Origin of the sequence: Bizionia argentinensis JUB59, assembly GCF_000224335.1 — a bacterium.
GTDB lineage: Bacteria > Bacteroidota > Bacteroidia > Flavobacteriales > Flavobacteriaceae > Algorimicrobium > Algorimicrobium argentinense.
Window position 1 is genome coordinate 16,360 of the sequence record NZ_AFXZ01000013.1, and the last position, 15,969, is coordinate 32,328.

Here is a 15,969-nt window from a genome sequence, read left to right on the forward strand (position 1 = left end):
TGAAAAACCAAAATAAAAATGTACCTTTGCACGAAATTTCACAGAAACTAAAGTTCTGTTGAATAAAATCCTCAGGGTGAGGGTGTGTTACTGGAAGTTTAGGTTAAGTATGTCGATTCTCTTCTTTTGTAGCACTACAAACATAATCGATTACTTACTAAACAAGAATGAGCACATTCCAAGAATTAGGTCTTAATGACGACCTATTAAAAGCTATTGCAGATATAGGATTTGAAACTCCTAGTGATGTCCAATTAAAAGCAGTACCAATTTTATTAGAAAAAGACACCGATTTGGTTGCCCTTGCGCAAACCGGAACAGGTAAAACAGCAGCATTTGGTTTTCCAATGTTGCAAAAAATCGATATGGATAGCCGCACAACTCAAGGCTTAATCCTATCGCCAACTCGTGAACTTTGTTTGCAAATTACCAACGAAATTAAAGCATACGGTAAATACTGTAATGGTTTAAATGTTGTTGCTATTTATGGTGGCGCAAGTATTACCGATCAAGCACGCGAAGTTAAAAGAGGCGCACAAATTATCGTAGCTACTCCTGGTCGTATGAAAGATATGATTAAGCGTAGATTAGTAGATATCTCTAAAATAAAGTATTCTGTTTTAGATGAAGCTGATGAAATGCTTAACATGGGTTTCAAAGAAGATATTACTGAAATCTTATCTCATACTCCTGAAGAAAAAAATACCTGGTTATTCTCGGCTACTATGCCTAAAGAGGTTTCCAATATTGCTAAAAAATTCATGGTTGATCCTATTGAAATTACAGTAGGAAACAAAAACGAAAGTACAAATCAAGTATCTCATGAATACTATTTAGTAAATGCACGAGATCGTTATGGCGCCTTAAAGCGTTTAGCAGATGCTAATCCAGAAATATTTTCGGTTATTTTCTGTAGAACAAAACGTGATACTCAAAAAGTAGCTGAACAGTTAATTGAAGATGGTTACAGCGCAGGTGCTTTACATGGTGACTTGAGTCAGAACCAGCGTGATTTGGTTATGAAGTCTTTCAGAAACCAACAAATTCAAATGCTTGTTGCAACAGATGTTGCCGCTCGTGGTATTGATGTAGATGATATTACTCACGTAATAAACTACCAATTACCTGATGAACCTGAAATTTACACACACCGATCTGGAAGAACAGGACGAGCTGGTAAAACAGGTATTTCTATGGTTATTGTTTCTAAAAGTGAGGTTCGTAAAATAAAAAGTATTGAGCGCATCATTAAAAAAGACTTTATTAAAAAAGAAGTTCCTGATGGAATGGCTATTTGTGAAGTTCAATTAATGTCGCTTGCCAATAAAATCAACGATACGGAGATTAATCCTGAAATTGATAAATATTTAGAGAGTATCAATGAATTATTTACGGATACAACTAAAGAAGAATTAATTAAGAAATTCTTTTCAGGAGAGTTTACGCGTTTCTTTAATTACTATTCAAAATCACGTATTCAAAACGTAACAGAATCTCGCGGAAGTGATAGCGATGATGGTGGTGGACGCGGCTATACGAGCAATGCCAACGATACACGTTACTTTATTAACGTTGGTCGTAAAGATGGTTATGATTGGATGAAGCTAAAAGATTTCTTAAAAGAAGTTTTAGAGTTAGGTCGTGATGACGTTTTTAAAGTAGATGTTAAAGAGAGCTTTTCATTTTTTACAACCGATAAAGGTTTACAAGAAAAGGTAATCGCATTCTTTACAGACTTCAAACATGATGGACGTTTTGTAAATGTGGAAGTTAGTGAAGATAAAGGTCAAGGAACCAGTAGAAACAAACGTCGTAGTGGCGGTGGTGGATTTGGTGGTGGACGCAAACGTGACGATAGCTCAAGAAGCGAACGTCGTTCAAGTGGCGGACGCAGCGATCGTGGTGATTCTGGAAACAGAGGCACTCGCAGAAGTGATAGCGACTCTAAACCTAGACGCACAGAATCTGCTAGTAGCGATTCGGATCGACCAAGACGCTCTAGACGCTAGTAACAACTGTTAATAATAAGTCAAATAAAGTACTAAAGAAGAGATCTATTTTTTTCTTTAGTACTTTTATGTTTAAATTAGCCAGCATGAAGCACTACCTACTCCTACTTATCGCCCTTTTTACTGCAACTATAACTTTTTCACAAGATGAAACCTATGTAAAAGGTGTTATTATCAATGCATCAGAAGGGGAGCCAATGGAGCGTGTAAATATTGTTAATTTAACACAAGTAGTAGGAACCACGACAAATGTTGCCGGTGAATTTAACTTACGTGCCAAAGCAAATGACACTTTACATCTCTCCTATTTAGGTTTTAAATCCATTAAAGTTCGAGTAACGAATGACTGGATTAAGTTTGGAACTTCTACAATCCAATTAACCGAATTAGCATTGGCTTTAGAAGAAGTTGTGATAAATAATTTCCGTTTAACCGGAATTTTAGAAGTAGATATTAAAAACGTTCCTATTAATACCAATTACCGATATAGTATTTCTGGTTTACCATCTACAGGTTACGAAGCAGGAAACCGCAGTAATGCTTTTACAAGAGCTTTAGGTGCAATTTTTAACCCTGCCGATTTCCTTTATAAGATGTTTGGGAAGAATCCGAATGAGATGAAAAAGCTCAAACAGATGAAAAAGGACGATGAAATTCGAACCTTGCTAGCTTCACGTTTTGATAGAGAAATGCTAACCGTTTTATTACAAGTAGATCGTGTAGATTTAGATGAAATTGTTCGTCAGTGTAACTATTCCGCCGATTTTATAAATAGCGCCAACGATCTTCAAATTCTGGACGCTATTAGCGAATGCTACGAAGAATATAAGGTTCTTAATAGAAGTCGTAAGAAACGTTAAGACACACCATTAGAACACCTCTTAAACCGAATATATCTGTACTAAAAGCAATCTTGCTGACGTTACTATTGATTTTTGTATTTAGTAAAACACAGGTGGCTCCCGTTTTCATATTTTCTAAAACAGAGCTAATACCAGAGCACTTAAAAATCACTAGGTTGTAATAACAAATTTATTATCGCATACTTATTGCTGTTCAAATATTTCTTAAAGCCCAAAGTTACTTTTAAGAAATCCTCAAGATCAAAAAAGTACGAACTAAAACTTTCACCCTTTCTAATTATAATCCTTTTTGAACTTCGCCTTGTCTAGAAGAATTTTTTATTAGAAAACTCCTATTGAAAGAGTTGACAGAGCGGAATAGCAAAAAATAGCTATATTAGTTTCCAGAGTATGTAATGCAGTAATTCATATTGAAACACCATTAAATTTATTTCCCACTTTTATTTTTACAATAATAAGTAGTCTCATTTTTATAAAATTAAAAAGATTGGCTACTCCATTCTCTTACACTTTCTTGTTAATCTGGTTGCTCAATTCTCTTTTGCTTTTGATAATGCTTTTGATAAATGGTTGATAAGATTAGAATTTAATTATATTTATTGAATTATCTTTTTAGTCGGCATAGTATTAATCAATTTCGGAACAAGAAGAATACTGACTATAGCAAATAAAAGCACTCACTATTAGAGTTATTGTGGTAATGATATCCAGGTTAACTAAAAGTTATTGAATTAACGCTTGAAGTAATTTTATTTTAATGATTTTTTTAAAATAGATGAACTGATAATTAGAAATCCGATATCCTTAAAGTGTTTTTTATAACTTGATATTTTTACAAAAAAATACATCCTTAACAATCCATAAAATGAAACCAACATTCCTTATATTACTTTTAAGCCTAACACTTATGACACACGCACAAAAAAACATGGAACAACAGCCAATACTTACCGGTAGCATGGCCGCAAAAATTGTTCAAGCTGCTTTTGCCGAAGCCGAAAAAGATGGATATTATATCACCGTTACTGTTGTAGATAAATCGGGTCAAATTCTTGCCGTACAAAGGCATCACAATGCTGGCGTACATACATTAAGAGCGAGTTATAAAAAGGCATTTACAGCGTGTTCTCAAAAACGAGATACTGCCACCATTGCTAAAGGTATCAAGGATGGCACAATTCCTGAAGATATTCGTTTTTTAGATGAAAATATTTTAATTCTTGATGGCGGTATTCCAATTTTTATCGATGGTCAAGTTGTTGGTGGTATAGGTGTTGGCGGCGCTCACGGCAGTGCTGATGTTAAGGTTGCTAAAGCAGGGTTAAAAGTCCTAGAATAGCATTTTGTCTCTATAATTTGGGAAGGATGAAAACCTTCAATGAAAAGCAAATAAAGTATTTCAACATCTAAATTAAAACAGAAAATCAAAGCCTAATATTGACTAAGCCACTATTGTGATTTATGAGCAAACTAAATGGAAAGCACCAAAACATTGAATTATGACTAATAATTTAATGAGTTAAAAAAATAGCGAAACTGAATTTAAAACAAACCACATATGAATTACATAAAAACAGGTTTAATAATTTCTACAATTATTATTCTTTTAGCCATGATTTTTTTACAATATGATATACTTGGAGTAAACACCGTTAAAGATGTTTTTATTATTCCTGCATTTATTATTAATACTTCGCTTATTTTTAAAATTTTCAAAAGTAAAAAGTAGTAATTCAATAATAAATAAAGAAATAGAACGGTGATTGAATATACGCAGGCACTAAAATTTGGAAAAAGAAATGTAATCCTATAGTTTAAACAATAGACAGAAGTAAACCTGCGTATAAAAATAATTCCAGCTCTTTACTTCTTAACGTGTGATTGGTGAATTTTAAATGGAGAACATATCCAAGCCGAATATTAACTAAAATTGCGAAAATTATTCATGCTTATGATTTCATTGAACGTAACGGTTTTATCACCTATTTAGGATTACTTTCATAATACCGCTCCACAATCTGATCATAACTTTTAACGGTCTTTTTAATCCAATCCAAACGTTTCTCTAGCTTTTCATTTTCCGTTAATTGCCAAGCAATATCCGTTTGTTTTAATTTCGTTGTAACATCCTGAAGAATAATAGCAGCAGAAACAGAAATATTCAAGCTCTCCGTAAAACCAGTCATCGGGATTTTTAAGAAGCAATCTGCTGAATCCAAGACGTCCTGCGATAAACCTTCCGTTTCCCTTCCGAAGAAAAAACAAGATTTTTTAGTCACATCAAACTCATGTAACAAACAATCGTTGGTATGTGGCGTGGTAGCGACAATTTGATAACCTTCCTCTTTTAAACTTTTTAGTGCATCCTTAACATGATGGTGCCGATTTAAATCCACCCATTTTTGTGCACCCATAGCAATTTCACCGTCTATGCTTTTGCTGTTTACCTCTTCCACAATATGAACTTCTTGAATTCCAAATACATCACAACTACGCATAACAGCACTGGTGTTATGAAGCTGATACACATCTTCAGTAGCAACGGTAAAATGTTTAGTGCGTCCAGAGAGTACTTTGTTAAATTTTTCACGCCTTTTATCCGTTAAAAACTCTTCCAAATGTTCTAGTAGTTGTATATCAATCATATATAGTAAAATAAAAAACCTGACGTCACATCAGGTTTCTAGGGTTCAAATCTAATTAATTTTTTAATCCTCCACATTCACACCAATATCACCTTGAGCAATAATGGTTCCTAGATTGCTAGCGCTTTCGTGCACGTTAATATATCCGTTTATATTCAATACATCTTGATATCCAAATGGCGTGGCATCATCTAACTGAATAACATTGGTTTTACTCGTTCCTGTATCGCCATAAACTGGATTAAATGTAAACAGAATACCACCTGTTGTTGCCAAATCATTAGCATGAATATGTGCAGGATGTGAATCGCCTACAATGGTGTTTTCAATTTCTAGAACCGCTAAAGCATTCCCATTTTCACGTTCAAAAAATGTTGCAGTTCCGTACTTTCCTGATGGCGCTACCTCACTCAAATCATAAACTACAGAGTCCCCAGTTAAACCATTGACACCAATATCTCCTTGAGAAATAATAGTTCCTAAATCTGTTGTACTTAAGTGAACGTTAATATAGCCATCAAAATCCATCAAATCGGTGAAATTAATCGGAGTTGCATCATCTAAAGTCGAGATATTAGTGCGACTTAAGCCCGTATCGCCATTTATAGGATTGAAAGTTAATGCAATAACACCTCCTTCAAGTGCGGTATTGATATGAATATGAGCAGGATGTTCTTCGCCCGGAATAGTATTAACTAATTCTATACGTGCTAAAGCTTCCCCATTTTTACGTTGTGAAAATTTAGCTGTTCCACTAATGCCAGGAACATCGAGGGCGTTTAATCCGTAAGTTTTTGAGACACCTATCAATTCATTCTGCCCAATATCACCATCTGCTAAAATCATTGCTGGCGTATCGTTGTTTAATCTAACATCAATATAACCATCAAAATCAAGTAGTTCTTCATAGGTAATATCTGTACCGTCATCTAGGGTATTAAACGTTGTATCGCTTCTTCCTGTCTCCCCATTTAAAGCTGTTAGACTTACACTTACGGCACCACCTTCCGCAGATGTATTCAATCGTAAACTCGCAGGGTGATTTTGTCCCGCCAACGTACCAGATAATTTAATTTTAACGGTAATAGAAGCGTCTTCGTTTTTAATAATTCGAGCTTCACCAATTACACTCGGATCGCTAACTGGATTCAAGTCGTAAGTTGTGGAAATTAAACTGGTTTCTAAACGGGTAATATTATCATCGCTAGCGCAGTTCGCCAAAACGAAAAATGAAAAAATACTCATAAGTACTAAAATGGACTGTTTCATAAATACGTTTTTATATCTGCCATAAATTTACAATATATACCTATACCTGAAAACGGAAACGTATTATAATATGATTATCGTATACAATTTCATATTTTTAACGTCTATGAAACATATTGTAGTATTATCAGGTGCTGGTGTGAGTGCAGAAAGTGGGATTAAAACATTTCGCGATGCGGATGGTTTATGGGAAGGTCATGATGTTATGGAAGTAGCATCACCACAAGGTTTTCGTATGAATCCTGAATTGGTTTTAGGTTTTTATAACCAACGACGAAAACAACTTTTAACGGTAAAACCGAATCAAGCTCATATTGATTTAGCAACATTAGAAAAAGATTATAACGTAACCATTATTACTCAAAACGTTGACGATTTGCACGAACGCGCTGGCAGCAAAAATGTTATTCACCTACATGGTGAACTTTTAAAAGCGCGAAGCACGTTTAATGAAGAGTCTGTTGTAGATTGCAAAACGGACATTAACTTTGGTGATATGTGCCAAAGTGGTTATCAAATGCGCCCGCATATTGTATGGTTCGGTGAAGCGGTCCCAATGATGGACAAAGCCATGGAAATTTGCGCAACTGCCGATATTTTAATCATAATCGGTACGAGTATGCAAGTTTACCCTGCTGCTAGTTTAATGCATTATGTTCCCGAAAATACACCTGTCTATTTTATTGATCCTAAACCAGCATTACTAAATCAGAAAAACATAACTGTTGTAGAAGAAACTGCTACTGTTGGTGTCAAAAAAGTAATTGACAACTATTTATCCTAATTTTCTAATCAATGCGTTTTAAATCCAAATCCTGAAAATCGTAACTAAAATCAATATTTGGTGAAATACCTTTCATAGTAAAACCAGTTGCTTTTCCTTTTTCATCGACCGTAAACATGGTGAAAGCGTCTGCATTCATATCTTGATATTCCCATTTTACTGCGAGGGTTTCATCTTTATAAAACTGCAACGGCCCCGTTAATAATGGTGATCTGTGACTTTTAATCCACAATTGTTTGTTTTTTATAAAGACCTCCATTTTTCCAAACCATACGTCTTCATAAATACCGATATAGTTTTTATATTTCACTTTAGATTGTTTATTTTCTAAAACAATTTCCCAAACTTTCTCAACGACTACATCTGCTTCACTTTGATTAGATTTCATATACTCTGCATATTTATCTGTCCATTTAAAGTCGTCAAGCTCTAAATACATATCGATAATAGACTGCGTAATAGCCGAGAACATTCCTCCGCCATCGTTACTGGTGTTTGTAAGTACAATAATACCTAAATCTAGATCGGGAATCATAACAGTTTTTGATAACATACCCGGTAAACCACCTGTATGCTCCACCTGCATATTGCCTTTTACATCGGATAGGAACCAGCCTAACCCATAGCCCGCAAAATGACTATTATATCGTGGATTCGTATTTGCATCCGTTATTGTGTGAATTTTCCACATCTCGTAATGATTGGTTTCAGAAAACAATTCCTCTTTAAGGCCTTCGCCATATTTACCAGAATGCAATTGGACCAACATCCAAGCTGATAAATCGTGCACATTAGAGAAAATTCCACCCGCAGCACCATTTATCATATCTTCAAATGTTTCAATAATACGCAAGCCACCTATTTCCGTAGAGTGCGACGCTGACAGGTTGCTCGTATCGGTAATTTCAGATAATGAGGTATAGGAATTATCCATTCCTAAAGGTTTAAAAATTCGAGAATTTATAAAAGCTTCCCAAGTCATGCCGCTTTTTCTAGCAATAATTTCACCAGCTACTAAATAGAGTAAGTTATCATAATCCCATTTAGTACGAAAAGCAGATTGTGGTTTAAAATGTTGGAAGTTGGCTAAAATATCATCAATTGTAAAATCGGAACCTTGCGGAAATAACATCAAATCGCCAGCGCCCAGTCCCAATCCACTTCTATGGGTTAACAAATCAATAATATTAAAATTCTCCTCCACATACTCATTATACATGGTAAATTCGGGAATATGTGTTTTTACTTTATCTTCCCAATTAATTATTCCTTCTTCAACTAACATCGCTAAAGCTACCGATGTAAAGGCCTTACTATTGGATGCAATAGCAAAATTGGTATGCGCATCAACCGGTTCTTTTGTGTCAATTGATTTAACGCCATAACCTTTTTCATGCAAAATTTTACCATCTTTTACTACAGCCACTGCACTACCAGCTACATTAAATTTAGACATGGCATAATTAACAATGGAATCAATTTGCTTGGGTGAAACTTGAGCTTGAAGTGGAATTGCTAAAACTGCAACAAATAGCAGTATAAATATGTTCTTAATCGCCGTATTGTTCATAATTATAGAAGTGTGTAGATAATTGAACTTGAAAGGTAATTATTTACCCAAGAAATTCCTATTCACACTAATTATAAAGCAAAATATACCTTAAATTTATAAATGAAAATGATTTAACGCTGACGGTTCAACTATTTTTTTAAATCTATTTGCTTCAAGTTTTCCATACGATTTCGGATTAAGAAATCATCAATTGTTTCAAAATGCTCAATGACGCGTTGGTCTTTAAATTCGAAAACTTTTTGTGATAAACCTTGAAGGAAATCACGATCGTGGGATACTAATATAAGCGTCCCATCAAAATCCATAAGCGCTTCTTTTAAAACGTCTTTACTTTTTAAATCCAAATGGTTTGTTGGCTCATCCAGAATTAACAAGTTTACAGGTTCCAATAACAATTTAACCATAGCCAAACGTGTTTTTTCTCCTCCCGATAAAACACTTACTTTTTTATCAATATCGTCCCCTCTAAACATAAATCCGCCGAGAATATTTTTTATTTGAGTTCGAACATCGCCTTGTGCCACTTCATCAACCGTTTGAAATATGGTTAAATCCTCATCCAATAAAGACGCTTGATTTTGAGCAAAATATCCAACTTTTACATTATGCCCTAATGTAGATTGCCCATCCACCTCAATTTCACCCATTATGGCTTTTATCATGGTTGATTTTCCTTCACCATTCCGTCCGACAAAAGATACTTTTTCACCTCTGGAAATAGACATATTGGCATTTTTAAATACCACAACATCATCATACGACTTTGATAAATCTTTTATGGTAACCGGATAATCGCCTGATCGTTGTGCGGCTGGAAATCGTAATTTCAAAGCCGATGTATCCAAATCATCTACTTCTATAATTTCTAGCTTTTCAAGCATGCGCTCACGAGAATTGACTTGGTTTGTTTTAGAAAAGGTTCCTTTAAAACGATCAATAAAAACCATATTATCGGCAATAAAACGTTGCTGTTCTTTATATGCTTTAATTTGATGAATGCGCCGATCTTCTCGGAGTTGTAAATAGTGTGTATAATTGGCTTTATAATCGTAAATGCGACCCATTGTCACTTCAATCGTGCGATTGGTGATATTGTCAATAAATGCTTTATCGTGAGAAATAACCATCACGGCATTAGCTTTATTCAGTAAAAAATCCTCCAACCAAATAACCGATTCAATATCAATATGGTTAGTGGGTTCATCCAATAAAATTAAATCTGGTTTCTGAAGTAGCATTTTAGCCAATTCGATTCGCATACGGTAACCACCACTAAATTCGCTAGTTTGTCTCGTAAAATCAGATCGTTTAAAACCTAAACCACCTAATGCTTTTTCTATTTCAGCGTCGTAATTCACGTCTTCTAATGCGTAGTATTTTTCACCTAAATCGGAAACCTTGGTGATGATATTCATGTATTCATCAGACTCGTAATCCGTTCGAGTCTCCAAGGCTTTATTCAGCGCATCCATTTCATCACGCATTTCAAAAATATGAGCAAATGCTTTGGATGCTTCTTCAAAAACAGTACAATCATCCTCTGTGAGCAGGTGCTGTGGTAAATAAGCAATAACCGCATCTTTAGGGAAACGTACATGGCCCCGAGTCCCTTTTTGAACACCCGCAACGATTTTCATCATGGTAGATTTTCCTGCACCGTTTTTACCCATTAAGGCAATTTTATCATTTTCATTAATGGTAAACGACACGTCACTGAATAAGGTATGTCCGCTAAACTCAACTGCTAAATTATCTACTGAAATCATGGCTTGTTTTTAATGCCGCAAAGCTATGAAAAAGCGCTTGGATTATGGAAAATATTATGAATCTGCTTATTTATTTTTAAGCTCAATCCACTTACTCATAAATTTTGTACTCTGCAGTGAATGGTGTTGCAGCATTTGACCGGTAAAATTATTTTCTCGGTGGGTATGTAAATCTGACTTGATCTTATCAACTATTTCAATAAAACTCCTTTCATACAATTCTTTATCGAATCGCTTATTGATAGTTTGAAAACCATTTTCCTGTTTGGTCTTCCATGTAGATTCATCTGTATAAAGTTCTACAGCTTTTTCAATAAAACTATCTGGATCATCGAAAATAAAACCATTTGGCTCTAAATCACCAAACATCCCTTCGGCTGCAATTTTAGACATAGCACACGGCGTTCCGTTAAGCATGGCATCAATTAATTTACCCTTTAATCCGGCACCAAACTGTAAAGGCGCTAAACAAACTCGCGATTGCTGCATAACTTCATGAACATTGTCTGCAAATCCTTTTACTAAAAAACCTGCTTTTGGATTATGTAATTGCGTGACTTTCTGACTCGCATAAGCGCCGTAAATATGAAGTTCTGCTTTTGGTAATTGCTTACTAATGCCTGGCCAAATGACTTCTTTTAGATATAAAACCGATTGATAATTGGGTTTGTGAAAAAAGTTTCCAATGGTAATAAAATTGCCTCTCGAATTAAAATCTGGTGATTCTTTAATCGTTTTTTCCGAAATCGGCTCTAATAAAAATGGTAAATAATGTAATAAAGTAACATCGACTTTAAAGTAATGGTGGAGTAAATCCATTTCTGCTTCGGAAATAATAAGGCTTAAATCGCATCTATAAATACTAGCAATTTCACGTTTTGAAGTGGCGTTTACAAGATACTTTTTAAAATCAGCATCTTGAGCTTTAAAAGCTAGCTCTCGTGCTTTTCGTAAACCGTGTAAATCCTCGGTGTCCAATAATCGTAATGCATTTGGACAATGTTCCGCCACACGCCAACCAAATTGTTCTTCAGTTAAAAAACGATCGAATAGAACAATATCAGGATTCTCGGCTTTTATAAAATCATCAAAAGAAGCATCGTTTAAGGTAATTGCCACTTCAGGGATTCCAAGCGTTGCTAAATCGAAAGCATCTTCAGTTTTTGATGTTGCTGTTGCAAAAGTAATCTTATAATTTTCAGACAGAAAAAGAGTCATTAATTGCAACATCCGCGTTCCTGCAGCTGAACTTTTTGGCTCTGGCCAGACAGAACCAATTATTAGTAGTTTTTTTAGCATAAAATATTTATTGAGGCCTAGGAGCTAATCCATATATAATACGCATCTGCTTGGCCCAATTAACCACACTGATTCTTTGTTCATCGGTTAAACTGGCCTCACTATGCGTCCATAAATAAGAGTCTAATGGCATTTCCTTCGTTTCAACCATTTCTATTAATTCTTCTAATTTATGATCTTTCTTTTTCACGGAATGATCACTCCAAAGCGATATATTAAAATGCTTCTTCCCATCGTTAACGTGTTCAGCTAACCAATAATTTAATGGTGTAATATTATTATACCAAGGATAACGCGTGTAATTACTGTGGCAATCAAAACAACTTTCTTTTAAAATAACCGATACTTCTTCTGTTGCAAGAGTGTTTAGCAAAAATGGCTCAACAGATGTCAAATCACCTTCGTTTTTTTCAGGCCTAAAAAACTGCGCTATTATAAACACGAACAATAAAAGTAGTATGACCTTCTTAATTATTTTCATTTTAGTAGTTTTAATATTCAAAAATAGGAAAAACAGGTGACTATAACACGGCTCTATGCGGATTTAAAATCTGTAGATCATACACGTGAGAAACGATTAGAATGTGTCAACCTTCTCATTAAAAAGTCAAATTTAACCCCGAAGACTTTAGATGTTATATTTAGAGTAAATGATAAAATCCCCTATCGAGCCGCTTGGGCTTGGAGTTTATCTGCACAAAGAATCTAGAAGAGCTCTTTCCACATTTAGATATATGTAAAAACAAGTTACATGAAATTCATTTGGATCCCGCCGTTAGACCAGCATTAAAAAATTGCGAGTATTTAGCAAAAGCCTATTATTCCAAAGTACCAAATGCAATTCAAAAGCACTTAAAACCTGTTTATCAAGAATGTATATTCAAGTTTGTTTTGATAATATAATTACGAACGCGAAAATTGCACCAAAAGCTTATGCCATGAATACACTATACCCTTTTGGAACCGATTATGATTGGATTTATCCCGAATTAGTCTTGATTTTACAAAGGGGTTATCAAATGCAAAGCTCTGGTTTTTAAACAGGTACTAAATATATTTTAAAAAATTAAAGGTCAAGAACTGTCTCTAAATCGGCTTCAGAAATAATTAACATATTTACTTTCACTAATCGTTGCGTTAATATTTTCCAATTAGAATCGGCTTTAAAAACGCGTTTTAAAATGGGCTTTGCTTTATCAAAATCTTTATTAGTGATTAAATTAATAGCATACCAATATTGCATTTCTAAATTATCTGGAAAAAGCTGTTGCGCCATTAAATAGTGGCGCTCGGCTGCCATGGAATCACCTTCTTCCATTGCTATATCCCCTTTACTCATAAAATTGTAAGCACGATGAATTGTCATTAATCGCTCCAATTCAACTATTGGGTTTTCGTTATCTTCAACACGCAAATCCATAACGGTATCCTCCCATTTATTCCCTGAAGCTTCAGGTTTAACAATTAAAATAGCAGCCGATTGTTTACCACGAATATCACCTTTTTCAGCTTCTGCAGCTTTCATTGCCGCCAGAATACGTTCGCTTAATGTTCCTTTAGATGTTTGAAACGCCTGTGCCATGGCATCCCAAACGGTATTTTTCAACATCATATTAGCTTGTACTGAAAAGTTTTTACCGATAAAATGACCAGCTTCATCAATACAGGAACTTCCGGTATGTGCTGCCACATCGCCGTTTTTATTTAAAAAAGCCACTTGTCGAAACATCGATCCATTATCTCCATTTAGTAATTTATTTAAAGCCTCTTGTGGCATCATGCCCTGTTTCATAAGCACCAGACCTTTGGGTCCATAACTAGGGTCCACCATGGCTTGGGTAGCAACAACCCCAACCCCAGCTTCTCCATAAATAGCAAGACTACCAACGCTAAACCAATGTGATTGGACTGCAACGCCCATTTCTCCTGTTACAGAATCGCGAGCAACTATAGAATAGGTATGTATAAAAGGTTCTGACTTTTTATAAAATTGAGAATAGGTAATTTGAAAAATTAAAAAAGCACTAATAATTAATAAACGATTCATAATTAAAATTTAAAGACTTTTAAATATACATAAAATATGCCTTATCAATTCAAAAACATAAAATAAATGACATCGGATTTTGGTTAAAATCCGTATCTTCGCCTCTTTTAAAACACAACAACAATCATGTCTATATCCTCATTAAATGCCATTTCACCTATTGATGGTCGTTACCGCGATAAAGTTGAAAAATTAGCACCTTATTTTTCTGAAGAAGCTTTAATTAAATATCGTGTACAAGTAGAAATCGAATATTTTATCGCACTTTGCGAAATTCCACTACCACAATTAGTAGATTTCGACAACACCTTGTTTGATGATTTACGCGCAGTATACAAGAACTTCACCTCTATTGATGCCTCTGCGATTAAGGATATTGAAAAAGTAACCAATCACGATGTCAAAGCGGTTGAGTATTTTATAAAAGATAAATTTGACACATTGAATATTTCGAAATTTAAAGAATTTATTCATTTCGGATTAACCTCTCAAGATATTAATAACACCTCTATTCCTCTAAGTATTAAGGAAGCTATGAATGATGTGTATGTTCCTGAATATTTTGAGGTTTTAGAGAAACTAAAAACGCTTACTGAAGATTGGAAATCGATTTCCATGCTAGCAAGAACACATGGTCAGCCAGCATCTCCTACACGATTAGGAAAGGAAATTCAGGTATTCGTAACCCGTTTGGAAGCGCAATTTGATTTATTAAATGATATTCCTAGTGCGGCTAAATTTGGTGGTGCAACAGGAAACTTTAACGCCCATCATGTCGCATATCCGCAAATTGACTGGAAAGCTTTTGGTGGTAAATTTGTTCAGGAAAAATTAGGCTTACACCACTCGTTCCCAACAACTCAAATTGAGCATTACGATCACATGGCAGCTTTATTTGATAATTTGAAGCGCATTAACACCATTATAATTGATTTGAATCGTGATATCTGGACATATGTGTCTATGGATTACTTCAAGCAAAGCATTAAAGAAGGAGAAGTTGGAAGCTCGGCTATGCCACATAAAGTAAACCCTATTGATTTTGAAAATAGTGAAGGAAATTTAGGACTTGCAAATGCTATTTTCGAGCATTTATCAGCAAAATTACCTATTTCAAGATTACAGCGAGACTTAACAGATAGTACGGTTTTACGAAATGTGGGTGTTCCTTTTGGACATACTATTATTGGTTTTAAATCGACCTTAAAAGGCTTAAATAAATTACTTTTAAACGAAAGTAAATTTGCTGAAGATCTAGAAAACAACTGGGCCGTTGTAGCTGAAGCTATTCAAACTATTTTGCGCCGTGAAGGATATACTAACCCTTATGAAGCTTTAAAAGGTTTAACACGTACAAATGAAAAGATTAATCAGCAATCTATTTCAAATTTCATTGATACACTGGAAGTTTCTAATGACGTTAAGACAGAATTAAAAGCAATTACACCGAGTAATTATACAGGAATTTAAGGACCAGCTGGTAGATCCTTAAAACTACTCTATATCAAAATAAAATAGGCATTAAAAGTAAAAGGCTTCTAAAATTTAGAAGCCTTTTACTTTTTTTATTTTAATAAATAATTCTCAAATTTTTCTATTTTTATTTTCAAATACTCCATCTCTTTATCTTTTTCAACAATTCTAAATTCAAATTGTTTTATTAAACTATCTGATAGTTGATTTAAAAATTCTGCATAACCTAGCCCATCATTTA

Annotated in this window: 13 protein-coding genes; 6 read left to right on the forward strand and 7 right to left on the reverse strand. The window is 34.6% G+C overall.

Annotated features, from left to right (window positions below):
* Positions 1-167: 167 nt before the first annotated feature.
* From BZARG_RS05190 to BZARG_RS15755, 4 genes are all read left to right on the forward strand, one after another.
* Complete coding sequence (locus BZARG_RS05190; RefSeq protein ID WP_008636131.1) at positions 168-2,009, forward strand: DEAD/DEAH box helicase; 1,842 nt, start codon at positions 168-170, stop codon at positions 2,007-2,009.
* Between the two features lie 86 nt (positions 2,010-2,095).
* Entirely contained in the window at positions 2,096-2,869 is a 774-nt protein-coding gene (locus tag BZARG_RS05195) for a carboxypeptidase-like regulatory domain-containing protein (protein ID WP_008636214.1), read from the forward strand.
* Between the two features lie 868 nt (positions 2,870-3,737).
* Positions 3,738-4,211, forward strand: coding sequence for a GlcG/HbpS family heme-binding protein (locus BZARG_RS05200; RefSeq protein ID WP_040288040.1), 474 nt, complete (start codon positions 3,738-3,740; stop codon positions 4,209-4,211).
* Between the two features lie 219 nt (positions 4,212-4,430).
* A complete protein-coding gene (locus BZARG_RS15755; protein WP_008636110.1) occupies positions 4,431-4,601 on the forward strand; it encodes a hypothetical protein in 171 nt (56 codons plus the stop codon).
* Positions 4,602-4,854: 253 nt separating this feature from the next.
* Here the strand turns inward: BZARG_RS15755 and BZARG_RS05205 are convergent, their stop codons facing one another.
* Together BZARG_RS05205 and BZARG_RS05210 are read right to left on the reverse strand one after the other, a co-directional pair.
* Complete coding sequence (locus BZARG_RS05205) at positions 4,855-5,517, reverse strand: TrmH family RNA methyltransferase (RefSeq protein ID WP_040288041.1); 663 nt, start codon at positions 5,515-5,517, stop codon at positions 4,855-4,857.
* 63 nt (positions 5,518-5,580) lie between these two features.
* A complete protein-coding gene (locus BZARG_RS05210) occupies positions 5,581-6,786 on the reverse strand; it encodes a CHRD domain-containing protein (protein ID WP_008636228.1) in 1,206 nt (401 codons plus the stop codon).
* A gap of 106 nt (positions 6,787-6,892) precedes the next feature.
* Here BZARG_RS05210 and BZARG_RS05215 point away from each other — a divergent pair, with 106 nt between their 5' ends.
* On the forward strand, positions 6,893-7,570 hold the full coding sequence (locus tag BZARG_RS05215; protein ID WP_008636119.1) for an SIR2 family NAD-dependent protein deacylase: 678 nt from the start codon (positions 6,893-6,895) through the stop codon (positions 7,568-7,570).
* A gap of 4 nt (positions 7,571-7,574) precedes the next feature.
* Here BZARG_RS05215 and BZARG_RS05220 read toward each other — a convergent pair whose 3' ends face one another.
* The 5 genes from BZARG_RS05220 to BZARG_RS05245 form a co-directional block, all read right to left on the reverse strand.
* On the reverse strand, positions 7,575-9,140 hold the full coding sequence (locus tag BZARG_RS05220) for a serine hydrolase (RefSeq protein ID WP_008636241.1): 1,566 nt from the start codon (positions 9,138-9,140) through the stop codon (positions 7,575-7,577).
* 131 nt (positions 9,141-9,271) lie between these two features.
* Positions 9,272-10,909, reverse strand: a complete 1,638-nt coding sequence (locus tag BZARG_RS05225; RefSeq protein ID WP_008636151.1) for an ABC-F family ATP-binding cassette domain-containing protein — start codon at positions 10,907-10,909, stop codon at positions 9,272-9,274.
* Between the two features lie 66 nt (positions 10,910-10,975).
* Positions 10,976-12,208 carry a glycosyltransferase family 4 protein gene (locus BZARG_RS05230; protein ID WP_008636084.1) on the reverse strand — a complete coding sequence of 411 codons (1,233 nt, stop codon included), beginning with the start codon at positions 12,206-12,208 and terminating at the stop codon, positions 10,976-10,978.
* A gap of 7 nt (positions 12,209-12,215) precedes the next feature.
* The gene (locus tag BZARG_RS05235) at positions 12,216-12,689 is read right to left on the reverse strand and encodes a heme-binding domain-containing protein (protein WP_008636219.1); all 474 of its coding nucleotides are present in this window, start codon (positions 12,687-12,689) and stop codon (positions 12,216-12,218) included.
* Positions 12,690-13,274: 585 nt separating this feature from the next.
* The gene (locus tag BZARG_RS05245) at positions 13,275-14,255 is read right to left on the reverse strand and encodes a DUF1028 domain-containing protein (protein WP_008636244.1); all 981 of its coding nucleotides are present in this window, start codon (positions 14,253-14,255) and stop codon (positions 13,275-13,277) included.
* A gap of 126 nt (positions 14,256-14,381) precedes the next feature.
* Here BZARG_RS05245 and purB point away from each other — a divergent pair, with 126 nt between their 5' ends.
* Positions 14,382-15,725, forward strand: coding sequence for an adenylosuccinate lyase (gene purB, locus BZARG_RS05250; RefSeq protein ID WP_008636094.1), 1,344 nt, complete (start codon positions 14,382-14,384; stop codon positions 15,723-15,725).
* Positions 15,726-15,969 lie beyond the last annotated feature (244 nt).